General features: G+C 61.2%; 14 protein-coding genes. 6 read left to right on the forward strand and 8 right to left on the reverse strand.

Annotated features, from left to right (window positions below):
- The first annotated feature begins 78 nt into the window (after nt 1–78).
- Nucleotides 79–1,701, forward strand: coding sequence for a methyl-accepting chemotaxis protein (locus AO353_RS06200; protein WP_054594165.1), 1,623 nt, complete (start codon nt 79–81; stop codon nt 1,699–1,701).
- 6 nt (nt 1,702–1,707) lie between these two features.
- On the opposite strand, the gene AO353_RS06205 is transcribed toward AO353_RS06200, so the two are convergent.
- The 4 genes from AO353_RS06205 to AO353_RS06220 form a co-directional block, all read right to left on the reverse strand.
- Nucleotides 1,708–2,589, reverse strand: coding sequence for a DMT family transporter (locus AO353_RS06205; protein WP_054594166.1), 882 nt, complete (start codon nt 2,587–2,589; stop codon nt 1,708–1,710).
- A gap of 112 nt (nt 2,590–2,701) precedes the next feature.
- The gene (locus AO353_RS06210; RefSeq protein ID WP_054598185.1) at nt 2,702–3,517 is read right to left on the reverse strand and encodes a sugar phosphate isomerase/epimerase family protein; all 816 of its coding nucleotides are present in this window, start codon (nt 3,515–3,517) and stop codon (nt 2,702–2,704) included.
- Between the two features lie 2 nt (nt 3,518–3,519).
- Nucleotides 3,520–4,575 (reverse strand): Gfo/Idh/MocA family protein, encoded by a 1,056-nt coding sequence (locus AO353_RS06215; RefSeq protein ID WP_054594167.1) that lies wholly within the window; start codon nt 4,573–4,575, stop codon nt 3,520–3,522.
- A gap of 237 nt (nt 4,576–4,812) precedes the next feature.
- Nucleotides 4,813–5,589 carry an IclR family transcriptional regulator gene (locus AO353_RS06220; RefSeq protein WP_054594168.1) on the reverse strand — a complete coding sequence of 259 codons (777 nt, stop codon included), beginning with the start codon at nt 5,587–5,589 and terminating at the stop codon, nt 4,813–4,815.
- A 190-nt stretch (nt 5,590–5,779) separates the two neighbouring features.
- Here AO353_RS06220 and AO353_RS06225 point away from each other — a divergent pair, with 190 nt between their 5' ends.
- The 3 genes from AO353_RS06225 (at nt 5,780) to AO353_RS06235 (ending at nt 9,585) form a co-directional block, all read left to right on the forward strand.
- A complete protein-coding gene (locus tag AO353_RS06225) occupies nt 5,780–7,558 on the forward strand; it encodes an FAD-dependent oxidoreductase (RefSeq protein WP_054594169.1) in 1,779 nt (592 codons plus the stop codon).
- Nucleotides 7,559–7,710: 152 nt separating this feature from the next.
- The gene (locus AO353_RS06230) at nt 7,711–8,619 is read left to right on the forward strand and encodes a neutral zinc metallopeptidase (protein WP_054594170.1); all 909 of its coding nucleotides are present in this window, start codon (nt 7,711–7,713) and stop codon (nt 8,617–8,619) included.
- On the forward strand, nt 8,620–9,585 hold the full coding sequence (locus AO353_RS06235; protein WP_054594171.1) for a hypothetical protein: 966 nt from the start codon (nt 8,620–8,622) through the stop codon (nt 9,583–9,585).
- Nucleotides 9,586–9,733: 148 nt separating this feature from the next.
- Here AO353_RS06235 and AO353_RS06240 read toward each other — a convergent pair whose 3' ends face one another.
- From AO353_RS06240 to AO353_RS06250, 3 genes are all read right to left on the reverse strand, one after another.
- Entirely contained in the window at nt 9,734–10,327 is a 594-nt protein-coding gene (locus AO353_RS06240; protein ID WP_054594172.1) for an HAD family hydrolase, read from the reverse strand.
- Nucleotides 10,324–11,193 carry an acyl-CoA thioesterase II gene (gene tesB / locus AO353_RS06245; RefSeq protein WP_054594173.1) on the reverse strand — a complete coding sequence of 290 codons (870 nt, stop codon included), beginning with the start codon at nt 11,191–11,193 and terminating at the stop codon, nt 10,324–10,326. Before tesB ends, AO353_RS06240 begins: the two co-directional genes overlap by 4 nt.
- A gap of 106 nt (nt 11,194–11,299) precedes the next feature.
- Nucleotides 11,300–11,869: a GNAT family N-acetyltransferase gene (locus AO353_RS06250; RefSeq protein ID WP_054594174.1), complete on the reverse strand. Its 570-nt coding sequence runs from the start codon at nt 11,867–11,869 to the stop codon at nt 11,300–11,302.
- Nucleotides 11,870–11,946: 77 nt separating this feature from the next.
- Here AO353_RS06250 and AO353_RS06255 point away from each other — a divergent pair, with 77 nt between their 5' ends.
- Nucleotides 11,947–12,867 (forward strand): histone deacetylase, encoded by a 921-nt coding sequence (locus AO353_RS06255; protein ID WP_054594175.1) that lies wholly within the window; start codon nt 11,947–11,949, stop codon nt 12,865–12,867.
- Nucleotides 12,868–13,081: 214 nt separating this feature from the next.
- Nucleotides 13,082–14,323, forward strand: a complete 1,242-nt coding sequence (locus AO353_RS06260) for a TIGR03862 family flavoprotein (protein WP_178082275.1) — start codon at nt 13,082–13,084, stop codon at nt 14,321–14,323.
- A gap of 37 nt (nt 14,324–14,360) precedes the next feature.
- Here AO353_RS06260 and AO353_RS06265 read toward each other — a convergent pair whose 3' ends face one another.
- On the reverse strand, nt 14,361–15,695 hold the full coding sequence (locus AO353_RS06265) for a DEAD/DEAH box helicase (protein WP_054594177.1): 1,335 nt from the start codon (nt 15,693–15,695) through the stop codon (nt 14,361–14,363).
- Nucleotides 15,696–15,734 lie beyond the last annotated feature (39 nt).

The following is a 15,734-nucleotide window of genomic DNA, read 5'->3' on the forward strand; positions in this document are numbered from 1 at the left end:
CTGGTTTCAGGCCTGCGTTTTTTTGTTCGCACGGCTGCCGATTTCGTCCCTCTTTTTTCCGTCCACGGAGCTCATACCATGTCTCTGGGTAACCTGAGCATCGCCAAACGTGCGCTGATCAGCTTCGGCCTAATCGCCCTGCTGGTGTTGTTGCAAGGACTGTTTGCCCTCAAGCAGGTGGCCGAAGTACGCTCCACCGGCCAGCACACCGAAAACGTTTCCCTGCCCAGCACACGCTACCTGGGGGAAATCCGCGACTACATTCTGAGCATTCGCGTGCTCAGCCTGCGCATGGCGCTCAACCGCGAGCCCAAAGTACTCGATGCCACTATCGCTCGCCTGCACCAGGTGGAAGGCTGGCTTGAGCAAACGCTGACCAGGTTCGCGCCCCTGGTCGACGACTACAACCGCGTGCAGTACGAAACCTTTGTCAGCACTGTAAAGAGCTACCGACAGGCGCTGGATCAATACGAAGAACTGTCCCGGCAAAACCGCAGCGAGGACATGAGCGCGCTGCTCAACGGAAAAATCCAGGATTACTCGACCCAGACCGGCGATCAATTCACCGAGCTGATGAACCTCACCGCCAGCGAAGTCAGCCAATCGGCCAGCCATGCCGACGGGCTTTACGCCCAGGTAAAAATGACCGTGATCGGCGCACTGATCGCTGTTGCCCTGCTGACCTCATGCCTGGCCTGGCTGCTGATCCGCAGCATCGTCATGCCCATCCGCCAGGCTGTGCGTGTGGCCGAGCAGGTCGCTGACGGTGACCTGAGTGCGCCGATCCAGAGCCAGGGGCCCGATGAAACCGCCCGTCTGCTCAGGGCCCTGGCCAGCATGCAGAACAGCCTGCGCGATACCCTGCAGTTGATCAGCGATACGTCTAACCAACTGAACGGTGCGGCGCAGCAGATGAGCCAGAACACCGGGCTGGACTCCAATCGCTTGCAACAGCAGCACAACGAAATCGAGCAGGCCGCCACGGCGGTCAATGAAATGACCGTCGCCGTCGAAGAAGTGGCACGCAACGCGGTCTCGACCTCAGACACCACGCGCCAGTCGACGATAGAGGCCACTCAAGGTCAGGCGCGAGTGATCGAGACGCTCGATTCGATCCAGGCCATGAGTGCCGAAGTCGGCACCGCGCTGCAACAGGTTCAGACCCTGGCCGAACAATCTCGGGAAATCGGCAAAGTACTGGATGTCATCCGCGCCATTGCCGAACAGACCAACCTGCTGGCCCTCAACGCCGCCATCGAAGCCGCAAGAGCCGGGGAAGCCGGGCGCGGTTTTGCCGTGGTTGCCGATGAAGTGCGAGCCCTGGCCCATCGCACCCAGCAGTCGACCCGGGAAATCGAGCAGATGATCGCCCGGGTTCAGGGCGACACCGACAGTGTGGTGCTGTCGATGCACGGCAACAGCCAGCGCGTGGCCCAGACCTTGTCGATCGCCGAACAGGCCGGCGTGGCCCTGACGCAAATCACCTGCGCCATGGAGCAGATCCACGAGCGCAACCTGGTGATCGCCAGCGCCTCGGAAGAACAGGCACAAGTGGCCCGGGAGGTCGATCGCAACCTGCTGAACATCCGCGACCTGTCGCTGGCAAGCGCCGATGCGTCGACCCAGACCAGCGCCACCAGTCGGGAGTTGTCACAACTGGCGGCCGGTTTGCAGAACCTGGTCGTGCGTTTCAGGTTTTGAGCGCAATCAGCTTCTGCGCTGTTGCCACGCCGCCGCCAGCCCGCTGAGGCAAATGATCGCAATGCCAATGACCGTGGTCAGGCTTGGCGTGTGGGAAAACAACAGCCAGCCGAGCAATCCGGCAAACACGATCTGACAGTAACCAAAGGGCGCCAGCAGTGCTGGCGCCGCATGCCGGAATGCCTGAGTCAGCAGCAGATGCGCGGTCATCCCGCAGCTACCCAGCGCCAGCATCAGCAGGCCATGAGTCAAACTTGGCACTTGCCAGAACATCGGCACCAGTGCGCTCATGACCAGGGTGTTGCATAACCCGGCAAAGAAGTTGCTGGTGGTCGGGCTGTCGATCTCGCTGAGTTTGCGCGTCAACAGTTGGTAAAAGCAGAAGAACAACGCCGAGCAAAACGGCAGCAACACCGCTGGAGTGAACAAATCACCGCCCGGATGGACGATGATCAACACGCCGATAAACCCGCAAATCACCGCCAGCCATTGCCCGCGCGTCACCCGCTCACCGAGCAAGGGCACCGACAACGCAGTCACCAACACCGGCGCGAGAAAGTTGACCGCCGTGGCTTCCGCCAAAGGAATGAACAACAAGCCCGTGGTGAACAACAGGCTGGTCCCGAGCAAGCACAATGCCCGCAGCAATTGCAGCAACGGGCGCTTGGTGCGCAGGACACGCAAGCCCGATTGCGGCAGAAAAATCCCGGCCATCAGCAACGTGTGAACCAGATACCGCGCCCACACCACCATGATCACCGGATAGAAACCCGACAGGTATTTGGACAAAGCGTCGTGAGTGGAAAACAGGAAGGTCGCGACAACGATCAGCAGGATGCCTTTGAAGGGTTGATTGATACCGGAAAGCGGAGTGCTCGATACAGTCATGGGAAATCCCGAAAGTTGAAGGACCTGAAAAGCATCGCGGGCAAGCCTTGCTCCTACAGGTCAACGAAAACCTGTAGGAGCAAGGCTTGCCCGCGAAGGTGCGCAGCACCGGTCAAACAAGCGCCAACAACGCACGCGTCTTATCCAACGCCATCTGCGCCCGCTGCAAGGCACTCACGCCCTGCCGTTGCAACTGCACGGCCGGCACCTCCAGGCTCAATGGCAGATTAACCGGCAAACACCTCAATAACCCAAGCAGGTCGCAATCCCCTTCGCCAGGGAAACGCCGCTCGTTGCGTGCCTGACGCAAAATCTCCTGCATGTCTGCAGGCCTGGGTCCTGCCACATCGCACAGCTGTGCATAACGCAGGCGTGACGGCGCGACCCTGGCCAGATCTTCCAGACGTGAAGCCGAGCGGTCGAAATGGAATGCATCCACCAGCACGCCACCGTATTGGTGATCAGCGTTTTCAACAATACGCACGGCCTGCTCAAGGTTGCGCGCATCGGTCCAGGGCATGAACTCCAGATGAGTGTGCAAACCGTAACCCGCCGCCAGATCGCAGAGTGCGGCAAAATTCTCGGTGAGCCGCTGCTCGTCAGGATCATTACCGGCTACCAGTAATTCACTGGCACCGAGCTCTGCGCCGGCCGCCAGGACCGCCTCGAAATCCGCCACCCGGGTTTCGGCTTTCAGTCGCAGAATTTCGACATCCAGCACTTGAATGCCGGTGTCACGCAGCCGCGCCCGCGTCTGTTGCCACAACTGTGCATCGGCCATCAGCGGGAAATGATGCTCCTCGGGGGTGGCCGGGACCAGTCGCAGCCCGACATGGCTATACCCTGCACGCGCCGCCACCTCGACCATCTCCGGCGGCGACAATTCAAGAACGGTCAGGCTGGCCAGGGAGAAAATACGCTCGCTCATGTTCATTCCTCGATCCGTGCCGGAACACAGGCGCGACCGCTGGCAGCGGCCTCGCGTATGGCTTCGATCAGCGCCAGCGTTCGGGCCGCGTCAGCGACGCTCACCAGCGGCTTCGCCTCACCTCGGGCCACCTTCACGAAATGCTGCAATTGCAGGCGCAGTGCTTCATCCGCGTTGAAACATTCTTGAACGGCCTGCAAGGGTTGATGCCAACCGGCGTCCGCTTCGGCGTAATGCCAGCGCTTGAGTTGCGGAATACTCAGTGCGCCAGCGGTCCCGGCCAGCAGGTAGCACGGTTGGTCGAACTGGCGTGGGTAAACCGGGTTTTCTCCCGAGTCCAGCTCCCAGCTCCAGGGCGCCGCCACCGCGTCGGAGCCGGTCAGACTGCCCAGCGCACCGTTGTCGAATTGCAGCAGTACCGCCGCGCAATCTTCATTGGCAAACCTGCGCACCGCATTGCTGGTGATGGCCTGTACCTGGCGCACTTCACCGCACAAGTGGCGTAGCAGATCGAGGTCGTGAATCAGGTTGGTCAGCAACATCCCGGCACCGGTCTCGCGGCGCCAGGGAATCTCGAAATAACAGTCGGGTTTGCGCACCTGCCAGAGCGCGGTGACTATTGTCAGCTGCCCCAGTGCCCCGCTGCGCACCAGCTCATGGGCGCGGGCGATCAGCGGATTATGCCGACGATGATGACCGACCAGAACCGGCACGCCAGTGGCTGTCGACGCGGCCACCAGTTCGCGCACTTCATCCAGGTGGACGCCCACCGGTTTCTCCAGCAGCACCGGCACGCCTGCGGCCAGGCAATCGAGCGCCGTACTCACGTGCAGGTTGTTCGGGTTGGCAACGATAACAGCGTCAGGCTTGAGCTGTTCCAGCAGTGCCCGGTGATCGGCGAAATACGGCACGCCCCACTCGGCCGCGATCCCGGCGGCTTGCGGACCAGGATCGGCCACTGCGCACAAGGTCGCCTCATTCAGGGTCTTGAGATGCTGGTAATGCTGCTGGCCCATATTGCCGGCGCCAATCAGCGCAATGCGAAGTGGCGAACTCACAGTGCAATCCTCTTGTGATTATTGTCAGGACATCGAATTCCAATAATCTAGAACTCAATTCCAATTTCTCACACAAGGAAACGCCAATAGTGTTCGAACAGCGCACAGCTTCTGTAGGAGCAGCCGGGCGGCGTTCCGTTTGCTCGCGATAAACGATGACGCGGTCTTCCTGAAACACCGCAGTGTCTGCATCGCGAGCAAGCTTTGCTCCTACAGGGGGATATGGGGATATGGCGATCAGTTGAACAGCTCCGAGGCCTGACTCGCCGCCGACAGCTCCTGGGCAAACTGCAGCAACAACGGCGCCAGTTCATGCAGTCGTGACTCGGGTAACCGCGCACTCGGCCCGGCGACACTGAGCACGCCTACCACCCGCCCATCCACCGGATGGCGCACCACTGCGGCGATTGCCGAGGTGCCGACCGCCGAGCTCTCCTGAACCCAGGCATAGCCATGTTCGCGGGCCAGGCGCAGGCGCTCGAGCAGTTCGATGTTGGAGCGCGGTGCATTCGGTCCCAACTCCAGCGGCATATCCGCCGCTTGCCGTTCCACCAGTGACAAAGCCTCGGCATCACTGAGGCTGGCCAGCCACGCGTGCCCTGACGCGGTGTAGAACAACGGTGCATCGCGGCCCATGTCCGGGTCATAGCGCAAACCGGAACGCGCGCCCTGAGACTTGGCGATCCAGGTCTGACGCTCGCCCTCGATCACGCCCAATCGCACCAGCTCGCCGGTTTCCTGGGCCAACCGATCAAGCACCGGCTGGACGATATCCGCGCCGCTGCTCGACAGGTAACGAAAGCCCATGGCAACCAGTTTGGTCGACAGGTGATAACGCAAGTTGTCCGGATTCTGCCGCACGTAACCCAGGCGGACCAGCTCGGCGAGCAAGCGGTGCGTCGCACTTTTCGGGATCTCCAGTTGCTCGGCCAGCACCTGCATCGGCAGGCCTCGCGGATCACTGGTAAGACTTTCCAGAACACTGAAGACACGTTCGATTTGACTGCCGGCCATGGTGCGATTCCAGACGAAATTTGGCCGATTCTAGAAGACAACCGGGTGAATGCGAAATGTGGAACTGCAGTGTCCGATAACCGCCCGAAAATAGCGCTTTGCGCCGGGACGGTCTTGTCGTTTTCAAACCGGCTCCGTATATTTTTTGGAATTAAATTCCAAAATAACAAGATCGTCGGAGTCAGCCAGCATGCCTGCCAAATCCACTTTTCCCCCTGCAGTCGACTGCGATGTGCTGATTGTCGGCTCCGGTGCGGCGGGTTTGTCCGCCGCCGTCACCGCGGCCTGGCACGGGCTCAAGGTGATCGTCGTGGAAAAAGAACCGGTGTTCGGCGGCGCCACGGCCTGGTCCGGTGGCTGGGCGTGGGTGCCGTGCAATCCGCTGGCCCGGCGCGCCGGCATCATTGAAGACGTCGACCTGCCGCGCACCTACCTCAAACACGAACTTGGCGAACGCTACCAACCGGCGCTGATCGACGCTTTCCTCGAAGCCGGCCCGCGCATGGTCGCGTTCTTTGAGGAGCACACCTCGCTGCAATTTGCCGACGGCAACGGCATCGCCGATATTCACGGCGACACACCGGGCGCCGGAACCGGCGGACGCTCGGTGATCGCCGCGCCTTACGACGCACGCAAGGTCGGCACGTTGCTCAAGCGGCTGCGAACAACGATGCGTGAAACCTCGTTCATGGGCATGCCGATCATGGCCGGCACCGATCTGTCGGCGTTCCTCAATCTGACCCGTTCTTGGTCCGCGTTCTGGCACGTGACCCGGCGTTTCAGCCGACACCTGCTCGACCTCGCGCTACACGGTCGCGCGATGCAACTGGTGAATGGCGTGGCGCTGGTGGCGCGTTTGGCAAAATCGGCTGAAGACCTCGGCGTTCTGCTCTGGGAGTCAGCGCCTGTCACCGGGCTGCTGCGTGACGGCAACCGGGTCAGCGGCGCGGTTATCCACAGCGCCAAAGGCGTTATCCAGATCCGCGCACGCCAAGCCGTGGTGCTGGCGGCCGGTGGTTTTCCCAACGACATCGAACGGCGCAAGACACTGTTCCCACGCACGCCCACTGGCGTTGAGCATCTGGCGCTGCCACCGCTCGGTGCCTCGGGCGACGGCCTGCGGCTGGGCGAAAGCGTCGGCGGCCAGATAAAGACCGACCTCGAATCACCGGTGGCCTGGGCACCGGTTTCTCAGGTGCCCTACAAGGACGGCAGCGTCGGTCACTTCCCGCACATCATCGAGCGTGGCAAACCGGGAATCATCGGCGTACTGCGTAACGGCCAGCGCTTCGTCAACGAAGCCAACGGCTACTACGATTACGTCACGGCAATGGTCGCCGCCGCCCCGGCCGATGAAGAAGTCGCCTCCTGGCTGATTTGCAGCCATCACTTTCAACGTCGTTACGGCCTGGGAATTTCCCGACCCTTCCCGTTACCCGTCACACCGTTCATTCGCAGCGGCTACTTGAAAACCGGCAACACGATTGAAGAACTGGCCCTGGCCTGTGGCATCGACGCCAGCGCGCTGGAAACCACCGTGTCGCACTACAACCAGCATGCGCGAAAAGGTGAAGACCCGCTGTTCGGTCGTGGCTCCACACCTTACAACCGCAAGCAAGGCGATCCACTCCAGCAACCCAACCCCTGCGTCGCGCCGATCGACAAAGGCCCCTTCTACGCCGTCAAGGTTCAGCCTGGCTGCTTCGGCACATTCGCCGGGCTGAAGGTCAATCAACACGCGCAAGTACTCGACGGCGATGGGCAAGCCATCCACGGGCTCTACGCCGCGGGCACCGATATGGCCAGCATCATGGGCGGCCACTACCCTGCCGGCGGGATCAATCTTGGTCCGGCCTTGACCTTCGGCTACATAGCCGCGCGACATATCGCTGGCGTAACCGCGTACGAACGGGAGAGCACGCTGCCGCGCTCAACGACTACCGGCGAGGGAACCAAACAGCCAGCGTGATGCCTGAGACGTTCGCCGAAGCTGGTCTGCCGCCAGCGTTTTTGCAGGTGAATGCCATACTGCCTTTTATTCGGCATAGTCTGACCATCAACCTGGCGCCCATCCCAGCCACCAGCAACACTCATCACCACGCGTAAACAGAGGATTCCCACATGCTATGGAAAAAAGGCCGCCGCAGCGACAACGTGGTCGATGCACGCGGTGAGGATGCTGGCGGTGCTGGTGACGGCGGCGGGATGCGCTTTGGCGGTGGCAAGGGACTGAGCCTGACGGCCATCGTGCTGATCGTCGGCATCGGCTGGATCACGGGCCAGGACCCGATGCAGATTCTCGGGCAGTTGGCCGGACAGATGAACCAACAGTCAGCCCCGGCTACCACGCAAACCGTGCAAACCCGCAAGGCGCCGCCAGCCAATGATCAACAGGCCGAGTTTGTCGCGCGGATCCTCGGCGACACCGAAGACACCTGGGGCCAGATTTTCCAGCAAGCCGGTCGCCAATACACGGCGCCGAAGCTGCTGCTGTTCAGTGGCCGAGTGAATTCCGGCTGTGGTGGTGCCTCCTCGGCGACCGGTCCGTTCTACTGCCCGGCAGATCAACGGGTGTATCTGGACATGAGTTTCTTCAAGGAAATGTCTCAACGCTTCGGTGCCGCCGGCGATTTCGCCCAGGCTTACGTGATTGCTCACGAAGTCGGCCATCACGTGCAAACCTTGCTCGGTGTATCCGCCAAGATCCAGGCCGCACGTCAAAAAGGTCTGCGCATGGAAGGTGACGGCGGTCTGCTGGTGCGTCAGGAATTGCAAGCCGATTGCCTGGCGGGTGTCTGGGCCAACAACGCGCAAAAACGCCTGAACTGGCTGGAGCCGGGTGACGTCGAAGAAGCCCTGAACGCCGCCAATGCCATCGGCGACGACCGTTTGCAGCAACAGGGTCAGGGCCGCGTGGTCCCGGACTCCTTCACCCACGGTACCTCGGCGCAACGGGTTCGCTGGTTCAAGACCGGCTTTGCCCAGGGCCAAGTCAGTCAATGCGACACCTTCTCGACGAAGAGCCTCTAAATGCGCACGCGCTGGCTGCTGGTATTCGCTCTGTTATTCGGCAGCGCCAACCTGCTGGCTAGCGAGCATGCGGTCAAGCTCATCAGCCCTGGTCGGCTGAACATGGGCGACTCCGAACTGGCGGTTGGCATAAGCCAGTCGTCACCGCAAATCCAGCGTGTACTGATCGTGATTCACGGGCGCTTGCGCAATGCCGAAACCTACCGCCAGAGCGCGGAAAGAGCCGCCGAGCAGGCCGGACAAAGCGCAACCACCCTGGTGATAGCGCCGCAATTTCTTAATGAAAGCGACATCGCACGCCATCAACTGCCCGACAGTCTGCTGCATTGGCGCGGTGATGACTGGATGGCCGGCGAGCCGTCCATCGGAGCGAATCCGCTGAGTTCTTATGCGGTGCTCGACAAGATTCTGCAACGCCTGAGCGATCGCCAGCAGTTTCCAACCCTGAAAGAAGTCGTCATCGCCGGCCATTCCGGTGGCGCACAAGTGGTGCAACGTTATGCACTGCTCGGCCACGATCAGCCGGCACTGCAAGCGGCGGGCGTCAGCGTGCGCTACGTGATCGCCAACCCGTCTTCGTATGCGTATTTCGATGAGCAGCGGCCGGTGCCGTTCAATGCCGCGCGTTGCCCCGGTTTCAACGACTGGAAGTACGGGCTGCTGAAACTGCCGGACTACGCCAACGGGCAAACGCCGCAGCAACTGGAGCAAGGCTACGTCCAGCGCAACATCACCTATTTGCTCGGTCAGCGAGACACCAACCCGCATCATCCGGCACTCGACAGAAGCTGCGCTGCCGAGACGCAGGGCGCGTCTCGGCTGGTTCGTGGACATCGCTACTTTGACTACCTGCAGCAGCGTCATCCCGAAGGGTTGAATCAGCATCTGATCGAAGTGCCCGGCGTCGGGCATAACGGGGACAAGATGTTCACTTCGCCCGAGGGGCAGAAGGCCCTGTTTCAGTAGCGCCGAACAACTGTGGCAAGGGAGCTTGCTCCCGCGGGTCGGTCTGCGCTCGGGCAAAGCGACCCCGAAACTGGTCGCCGCGGATTATCAGGTACAACCCATTCGCCGGTTTACGACGGGAGCAAGCTCCCTCGCCACAACGGCACTCTCAAACCGACAACATCTGCCGCAACGCCACACAATCCTGCGCATGCCAGTCGGCCAATTCCGGCCATGGATTCTCCGGCATATTTACCAGCACCGTCCGTGCCCCCGCCGCGCGCCCGCAATCCAGGTCGAAGCGATAATCGCCGACCATCACCAGCTCGCTCGGCGCTACGTCCCAGGCTTTGGCCAGTTTCAACAGGCCACCCGGATGCGGTTTGGGCGGTGCTTCATCACGACCCAATACATCCTCCACCGCAAAGCAGTCAGCCAGGCCAATCGCCTCAAGCGTGACATGGGCCAGCTCGCGCGCATTGCGGGTGAGAATGCCGAGTCGATAGCCGCGCCCTGCCAGTTCACGCACCAGTTCCACCGCACCGGGTGCCGGTTTGGAGCCCAGGGCCAGGTCGCGTTCATGTTCCAGCAACCAGGCGTGTTTTGTCGCGGCTTCATCAGCCGGTAGCGCCGCGAGGTGGGTGAGGATGTCGTGTTCAGCGGGAATCGCCAGCGCCTGGCGAATCGCCACGAAATCGTGCACGGCCACAGTCAGCGTGCCGTCCATGTCGAACACCCAATGCCGCACCTCGGAGAGACTCATGCCCAATCCTTGCGATGACGAATCAGTCCTTCCTGCGTCACCGATGCCACCAGTTTGCCGGCGCGGTTGAACACACTGCCGCGTGAGAAGCCGCGAGAATTGCCGGCCCATGGGCTGTCCATGGCGTACAGCAACCAGTCATCGGCGCGCAGGTCGGCGTGGAACCACAAGGCGTGATCGAGACTGGCGACTTGCATGTCTTTCTGCCAGACCGACTTGCCGTGCGGCAACATCGAGGTGGTCAGCAAACCGAAATCGGAGGCATAGGCCAACAGGTATTTATGCAGCGCCGGCGAGTCGGCCAACGCACCGTCGGCGCGAAACCAGACGTACTTGATCGGGTCGGCCGGTTGCGGGTTGTACGGGTCTTTCTCCGTGACCGGGCGGACTTCGATCGGCTTGGGGCACAACAGCTTTTCGCGCATGTGCTCGGGAATCAAATGCGCGCGTTGCTGGGTGATTTCCAGCTCCGACGGCAGGTTTTCCGGGCCGACCACTTGCGGCATTGCGGTCTGGTGTTCGAAGCCTTCTTCGTCGTACTGGAACGATGCGCTGCAGGTGAAGATCGGGTTGCCCTTCTGGATCGCCGTCACGCGGCGAGTGCTGAAGCTGCCGCCATCGCGCACCCGATCCACCTGATAGACCACCGGCATACCCGCATCGCCCGGACGCAGGAAATAACCGTGCATCGAATGCACATGGCGCGCGTCTTCGACCGTCTGGCTGGCCGCGGAAAGGGACTGGCCCAATACCTGTCCGCCGAACAGCTGACGAAAACCCAGGTCCTGGCTGCGACCGCGAAACAGGTTTTCTTCGATCGGTTCCAGGGTCAGCAAGTCGACCAGATCATCCAACACATGGCTCATTCAGACTCTCCTCACACAGAGCAATGCCGCGCAGTCTTGGCTGCGGCGGTCGATTCAGATAGTGGCCAGGGCCAACCATGAGCCCATTGTAAACATCCCCGCCAGCTTATCCATGCAAGGTTTCCAACCATTGTTCGCGGGTAATGCGGTACAGCACATGGCGGCGTAGCGGATGATCGACCGCCAGTTTGGGATGCTCGAAATCCGCCGCAGGGTCGTGATGCATGCCAATGGCTTGCATGACTTTCTGCGAAGGCAAGTTGGCTTCGGTGGTAAACGCCACGATTTCGTCCAGCGCCAAACGGTCAAAGCCGCAACGCAGAGCGGTCCAGGCCGCTTCACTGGCGTAACCCAGCCCCCAATGCTCACGGGCCAGACGCCAGCCGATTTCGGTCGCCGGGGTGAAAGCAGCCTCGAACCCGACCACCGCCAATCCGGTAAAACCTATAAACGCGCCGGTGTCCTTGCGCTCCAGCGCCCACAAACCGAAACCATGTTCAGCGAAATGCCCACGGATTCGCCCGATCAATGCCGCACTTTCCAGGCGGCTCAAGGGCGCCGGAAAGTAGCGCATGACCTGTGGGTCGGCGCACATCGCCGCAAACGCCGGCAAATCCTCATCGCGCCATTGGCGCATCAGCAGCCGCGCGCTCTCGAGTTGCAGTATCGGCTCCATCGTTCCCCCTCCGTTCCCCTGCAAACAAGTCTACATCGCTGGTAGGATCCTTCACTCATTCACTCCATGAAATCGCCATGTCGCTGCCGCTGATTTACCACGAAGACTACAGCCCCGAGTTCCCGGCGGAACATCGCTTTCCCATGGACAAGTTCCGACTGCTGCGCGATCACCTGGTGGACTGTGGCCTGACCGCTGATCACCAGTTATTGCGCCCGGAAATCTGCCCCGCCGAGATTCTCGCCCTCGCCCATGACCCTGTGTATATCGAACGCTATATGAGCGGCGAGTTGTCCCGCGAGGACCAGCGGCGGCTCGGCCTGCCGTGGAACGAAGCGCTGGCCCGACGCACCGTGCGCGCGGTCGGCGGTTCATTGCTGGCCGCCGAGCAGGCGCTGGAACACGGCATGGCCTGCCATCTGGCCGGCGGCACGCATCACGCCCATTACGATCACCCGGCGGGCTTCTGCATCTTCAATGACCTGGCAGTAATCAGCCATTACCTGCTGGAAAGCGGTCGCGTCGGTCGGGTACTGATCTTCGATTGCGACGTGCATCAAGGCGATGGGACCGCACGCATACTGGAACATACCCCGGACGCGGTGACGGTTTCCCTGCACTGCGAAAAGAACTTTCCTGCACGCAAGGCCAAAAGCGATTGGGACATTGCGCTGCCCATGGGCATGGGCGACGAGGATTACCTGAAAGTCGTCGATGACGCGCTGAATTACCTGCTGCCGCTCTATCAGCCCGACCTGGTGCTGTATGACGCCGGTGTCGATGTGCATAAAGATGACGCGCTGGGCTACCTGAAACTGACCGATGAAGGCGTCGCCGCCCGCGACGAAAGCGTACTGCGCCATTGCCTGGGGCGCGATATTCCGGTGGTCGGGGTGATCGGCGGCGGCTACAGCAAGGACCGCCAGGCCCTGGCGCGACGCCACGGCATCCTCCATCACAGCGCGCAACGGGTCTGGCAGTCATCAGGTTGTCACTGAGGTGTGGATGCTTTACCCACAATGCCTGTGGAACGGCCTGTGGATAACCTGAGCGAAAGGACCTACAGGCCCTAGTGCGTATAGCCTGCAAGCCGTTGAGCACTTTTTAACCAGCAACACACCACTCCGTAGGAGCAAGGCTTGCCCGCGATGGGTACACCTCGGTTGTCCTGCTAGAATGCGCCGCTTATTCCGCCGAACCGCAGCTCACGCCATGACCCAGCCCTCCGCCAACCTCCCTCACCACGTCGCCATCATCGGCGGCGGCCCCGCCGGCCTGATGGCCGCCGAGGTACTGAGCCAGGCCGGGGTCAAGGTCGATCTGTACGACGGCATGCCCTCGGTAGGTCGAAAATTCCTGCTGGCCGGCGTCGGCGGCATGAACATTACCCATTCCGAAGCCTACCCGGCATTTCTGGCGCGTTATGCCGAGCGCGCTCCGCACATCGCCCCATTGCTACGCGAATTCGGCGCTGAAGCCTTGTGCCAGTGGATTCATGGGTTGGGTATCGAAACCTTCATCGGCAGCTCTGGCCGTGTGTTTCCGACCGATATGAAAGCCGCCCCGCTACTGCGTGCCTGGCTCAAACGCCTGCGTGATGCCGGCGTCGTTATCCACACCCGCCACCGCTGGCTGGGCTGGAACGCCGATGGCAGCCTGCGTATCGATAGCCCTGACGGTGAAAAGGCGATCAGCGCCGATGCACTGTTATTGGCGCTGGGTGGCGGCAGTTGGTCGCGTTTGGGTTCGGATGGCGCCTGGATGCTGCCGCTGGAACAATGCGGAGTTGCCCTGGCGCCACTGCAACCAAGCAATTGTGGTTTCGAGGTGAAGGCCTGGAGCGAGCTGATGGTCAGCAAATTCGCCGGAGCCCCGCTGAAAAATATCGCCATCGGCTTAAACGATGATGTACCGCGACTCGGCGAATGCGTGATCACTGCGACCGGCATCGAAGGCAGTTTGATTTACGCGTTGTCGGCGCCGATCCGCGAGACCATCAATCAAACCGGCTCGGCCACCCTTCATCTCGACCTGCTGCCCGGCAGGCCTGTGGATAAAATCCAGTCGGCGCTCAGTAAGCCCCGCGGTTCGCGCTCCATGGCCAAACACTTGCACAGCCAGCTCGGTCTCGACGGGGTCAAGGCTGCACTGCTACGCGAACTGACACCGGCCGAATGCTTCACTGACCCACTTTTACTGGCCAATGCGATCAAGGCCTTGCCCTTGACGCTGGTCAACACCCGCCCATTGGACGAAGCCATCAGCAGCGCCGGTGGCGTGATGTTCGAGGCAATGAATGAAAACCTGATGCTCAAGCAGCTGCCTGGCGTGTTCTGCGCGGGGGAAATGCTCGATTGGGAAGCGCCAACGGGTGGCTATCTACTGACCGCGTGTTTCGCCAGTGGGCGAGTAGCGGGGTTGGGGATGGTGGAGTGGCTGAAACACAGAAGCTGATCGTTCCCACGCGTGGGAACGATCATTGTCGGGGGGCTTAAGGCTTACGCTTACGCGGCCCGGTATTGAACACCGGCACTTTTCGCACAGGCTTGACCGAAGGCTCCGGCGCCGAAGCATCACCGCTTTCCACCCACTTGCCGAGGTTGCGTTTGCCGCCACCGGAGACTTTGGGCTTCTTCGGCTTTTTCGGTTTCTTGACCACCTGGCCGCTGGCGTCAGTGTCCGGCACACGGTGCTCAGGCTCGAAGTCCTGCTCCATATGGCGGGTCAAGGTCTGACGCGTCAGCATCTCGATGGCCGACAGCTGATTCACTTCATCGGCACACACCAGTGAAATCGCTTCACCCGTCGCGCCTGCACGACCGGTACGACCGATACGGTGGATGTAGTCCTCGGCAACGATCGGCAGGTCGAAGTTCACCACCAGCGGCAAGTCTTCGATATCCAGACCACGGGCCGCAACGTCGGTGGCCACCAGAATCTGCACTTCACTGGCCTTGAAACGGTCCAGTGCGCGCTGGCGGGTGGCTTGTGGTTTATCGCCGTGGATACCGTCGGCATTCACGCTCAGGCCCTGGAGTTTTTCCACCAACGCGTCTACGCCGTTACGGGTCTTGGCAAACACCAGCACCTGCTTCCAGCGATTCTTGCGCAGCAAGTGGATGAACAGCTCGGCCTTGCGCTTCTTGTCGACCGTGACCACCCATTGCTTGACCGTATTGGCGGCAACGTTACGCGGGCTGACTTCGATGCTCAGCGGATCATTGAGCATTTTCCCGGCCAACTCGCGAATCGCATCGGAGAAGGTCGCCGAGAACAGCAGCGTCTGCCGCTTTTTCGGCAGCGCCTTGTAAATGTTTGCCAGTTCTTCGGAGAAACCCAGATCCAGCATGCGGTCGGCTTCGTCCAGCACCAGGGTTTGCAACTGGTTGAACTTCAGCGCGTTCTGGCGGAACAGGTCCAGCAGGCGACCAGGCGTGGCGACCAACAGGTCGACACCTTTGCGCAGCTTCATCATTTGCGGGTTGATGCTGACGCCGCCGTACACCGCGTAGGTGCTCAGCGGCAGGTTCTCGGCATACTGGCGCACGCTTTCATGAACCTGCTCGGCCAGCTCGCGGGTTGGTACCAGGATCAGCGCACGTACCGAGTTACTGGTGACTTTCGGCCCTTCCATGGCCAGCAACTGCAACAGCGGCACGGCGAAACCGGCGGTCTTGCCGGTGCCGGTCTGGGCCGCAGCCATCAGGTCGCGACCGGCCAGCACCGCTGGAATGGCTTGCGTCTGCACCGGGGTCGGGGTCTGGTAACCGAGCGTCTCAAGGGCGCGCAGCAAGGGTTCGATCAGGCCAAGAGTGGCGAAAGTCATGGGAATACCGTAGGAAAAATCAGCGCGAGTGTGCAATGG

The sequence above is a fragment of the Pseudomonas fluorescens genome (assembly GCF_001307155.1).
Classification (GTDB): domain Bacteria; phylum Pseudomonadota; class Gammaproteobacteria; order Pseudomonadales; family Pseudomonadaceae; genus Aquipseudomonas; species Aquipseudomonas helvetica.